Origin of the sequence: Methylobacterium sp. B1, assembly GCF_000333255.1 — a bacterium.
In the GTDB taxonomy this organism is placed as follows: domain Bacteria; phylum Pseudomonadota; class Alphaproteobacteria; order Rhizobiales; family Beijerinckiaceae; genus Methylobacterium; species Methylobacterium fujisawaense.
In genome coordinates this window covers 1-3403 of the sequence record NZ_BACT01000355.1, presented here as the reverse complement: position 1 = coordinate 3403, position 3403 = coordinate 1, and the positions used below count along the sequence as shown (strand labels likewise).

General features: G+C 75.1%; 2 protein-coding genes and 1 pseudogene. All 3 read right to left on the bottom strand.

The annotated features are described in order from the left end of the window. Window positions 1-33: 33 nt before the first annotated feature. Window positions 34-405, bottom strand: a complete 372-nt coding sequence (locus I53_RS35030) for an SWIM zinc finger family protein (RefSeq protein WP_251982285.1) — start codon at window positions 403-405, stop codon at window positions 34-36. Further along, window positions 363-1700 (bottom strand): hypothetical protein, encoded by a 1338-nt coding sequence (locus tag I53_RS10380; protein WP_251982284.1) that lies wholly within the window; start codon window positions 1698-1700, stop codon window positions 363-365. Before I53_RS10380 ends, I53_RS35030 begins: the two co-directional genes overlap by 43 nt. Continuing rightward, window positions 1697-3403, bottom strand: a pseudogene (locus tag I53_RS10375) (hypothetical protein); the annotation flags it as partial. The gene I53_RS10380 and the pseudogene I53_RS10375, both read right to left, overlap by 4 nt.

Here is a 3403-nt window from a genome sequence, read left to right as displayed (position 1 = left end):
GCCAGGCTTGCGGCCGCATCAATCGGGTCTGCCTCACGCCTGCCATCGCGCCGGCTTGCCCTCGACCTGGGCGTGGAAGAAGCGGCGCACGGCCAGCATGTGCGCGCAGGGGCCGCGGGTGAGCCGGTTGTGGGTGTAGAAGCCGCACTGGCAGGAGCCGCCGACCATGCGGTCGTCGGAATCGAGCTCCACCGCGGGCGTCAGGCTCCGGCCGTCATCCAGCACGGTCCCGCTCAGGCGCCGCCGGTCCCCCGCCTGCTCGACGGGCCCGAGGGTGACGAGCCCGGCCGCCAGGAACCGGTCGGCCTTGGCCTCCTGCTCGGAGGCGAAGCGCAGGGCACCCGGCGCCAGTGGCTCCCGGGTCAGCTCCCGCAGGCGGTAGACCCGCTTGTCGAGGTCGAACATGGCGCGGCCCGCCTGCACGTAGCCGCCGAGCGCCGCCTCCACGGTCGACCGGTCGAGGCCGGTCTCGGCGGCGAGTTGCCTGGTCCCGGCGGCGTGGTGGCGCCGGAGCGCCGCGAAGACGCGGGCGGCGGTGTCGGCCTCGACCTCCCCCCGGGGGGCGAGCAGGTCGAACTGCCCGGCCCGGGACCAGTCGTTGGCGGTCCAGCCCGACAGGCCGAGGGTGAAGCGCAGGCCGCCGAAATCCACCACCGCGAAGCTCGGCAGGCCGGTGCCGAGGAGGTGCAGCCGCACCGACCGGGCGAAGCGGCAGGGTCCGGGCCAGGATGGCTAGGCGCCGCCGGCCCCACAGGCGGATCTCCGCGGGCCTCGCCGCCGCGGTAGATCGAGCGCCGGAAGGTCAGCCGCTCGTTCCAGGGCTCGATCAGCACGCTGACCGGCCGGCCGGGCTCGAGCAGGAACCGCAGGGCGCGCGGGCCGTGGCGCTCCCGGCGCGCGGCGAGGCGGGTCAGGATCGCGTGCATGTCGACCGGGTGCAGGTCCACCACGTGGGCGGGCTGCGCCATGGCGCTCGACACCTGCAGGAAGCCCCGCATCCAGGAATCCGGCAGCTCGATCTTGTCCTCGCGATAGGCGGCCTCGCCGGAGGTCTGGACCGCGAAGCCGGTCGGGTCGATCGCCAGCTCGGTATCGCGGTAGCTGCGGATCTTCTGGAACTCGTCGTAGAGGGCGTGGCTGTAGTCGATGTTGGTCGTGCCGCAGGCCATGTCGCCGATCCGCGCGAAGGTGTCGTGGTCGCAGGACAGGCGCCCGTAGCTCGATTCGTCGAGGCTGAACGCTTCGAAGAAGACCTCGTCCGGATGGACGGTGATGACCGGGTCGAGGACGATCCAGGCGTCGAAATTCTCCCGGTAGAGGTAGTCGAAGTACCGCTTCCGCGCGTCGTAGAACGGCCGCATCACCGCGTCGGAACGGGCCGCGATGTCCCGGTGTTCGGCGCGCAGCGCCTCGATCTCGGCGCGCAGGCTGTCCTTCTCGGCGAGGGCCTCGGCCAGGAGTTCCTGCTCGTGGGCCTGGAGCCACGCGAAATAGGCGGTGCGGTCCTTCGGCTTGAAGCGCAGGTCCGACACGACGACGTGGTGCAGGGCCGAGATCGCCTCGCGGAACGGCAGGTGTCGCGCCACCGTCCCGGCGAAGTAGGTCGGCTCGCGCAACGTGTCGGGGACGAAGCCGAGCCGGGTCGCGTCCGCATCCGAGACGGCCCGGCTCTCGCCGAGGTAGCGATGGACGAAGTTCATCGAGCCCCTTCCGAGACGGGTGCCGAGGGAGAGATGGGCCCCCGCACCTCTGGCGGCCGCCGGACGAGAGGCACGGCGAGGCCGGGATGGGCCTCGGCGATGTCGCGCAGCGCCAGGATCGCGGCGCTGCGGTCCCGGGCCGTGCCGCTCAGAGTGAGATCGGCGAAGAGCGGCAGCAGCGCCTCGGCGCGGGCGCGGCTGCGCAGGGCCTCGGCCCGGAGGAAGGCGGCCATCCGGTCCTTGGCGACCCGGCCCCGCAGCACCTGCAGCATCACGGTGCGGGCGAGGGGGATCAGCCGCGCGAAGGCCGCCTCGCTCGCCACGGCCTGCTCGGTCAGGAGTTCGGTGAGCAGGAGATGCATGGACGGAGCGGGGTGCTCCAGCAGGCGCAGCACCTGCCCCTCCGCATCCTCGGGCCGGAGCCGGCTGCGCAGGAGATGGCGGGCGAAGGCCAGAACCTCCGGCTTGACGCTGTCGGTGACCACGGCGAGCGCCCCGGGCGTCCAGGCAGCCTCCGGCCACGTTTCAAAAAAGCTGCGGGCGAAGGCGAGGGTGTCGGGCCAGTCGCTCTCCACGAGGAGCACGGCCTCGGCCGCCGCGGCCTGGAACCGGGCCGGGTCGGCCGCGAAGGCCGCCATCGCCCAGTCCCGCACCGCCCGGTACGGGTGGCCGCCGAGCCGGGCGATCTGGCGGACGCTGAAGGCCGCGGGGCGCCGGTCGGGCAGGAGGGCGGCGCCGAGGCGGCGGGCGCCGTCGGCGCGGGCCTGCAGCAGGCGCCACAGGGTGCCGTCGTCGAGGGCGGCGCATTCCCCCGGCAGGGCCTCGCGCAGCAGGGCCACGACGTCGGCGGCGTAGGCGTCGTCGGGGGCCGCGCGAAACAGGCTGCCGATCAGCTCCCGGGCGAGGCGGGGAGCGAGACCCGGATCCGCCGCCGCGAGGCGCGCCACCAGGGGCCGGGCGGCCTGCCGGACGGCGCTGCCGGGCCCGCTGGCGAAGGCGACGATCCGCTCGGCGTAGGGTCCGAGCCGCGCGTCGTCGAGACGCGCCAGCAGGACCAGGGCGGCAATCCGGATGTCCTCGGAGCCCGTGCCGATCAGCGCGTCCCAGCTTTCCGGGGGCAGGCCGTCGGCTCCGGCAGGGGACTGCGCCAGGAGCGCGAGGCCGGCCGATCGGATGGCGGCGGCCGGGTGCGCGATCAGGGCGGCGGCAGTCTCGGGCTGCACCGGCAGGTCGTGGTCCGGCCACAGGAGGGGCAGGGCGGCGCGCAGGCCCCGGATCGCGGCCGTCGCGGCGGCGTCGGGCTCCGGCGGCATCGCCCGCAGCCACGCCACCAGCCGCGAGACCAGGGGCGCCGCGAGCCCTGGGGGCAGCGCCCGGGCGAGCCCCGGGACCGCCGCCTGGACATCCGGCTCCGGGCTCGTGAGCAGCGCGGCGGCGAGGTCCGGATCCGACCAGACGACTGGCGCCCCGGCCTCGAGGCGCCGCAGGGCAAGCGCCCGCGCCTCCGGCAGGGCTGCGGCCAGCAGCGCCGCCACCAGGGCGGCGAGGTCGGCGGAATCGGCGATCCCGGCGGCGAGGCGCGCCTGGGCGATCTGGAAGGCGAAGGTCCGCACGGCGTCGTGCGGGGCCGCCAGGAGGCGCCCGATCGCGGCGGCGTCCAGAGCCGCGCAGGCCCCGGGGTCCGCGCGCAGCACCCGCAGCCC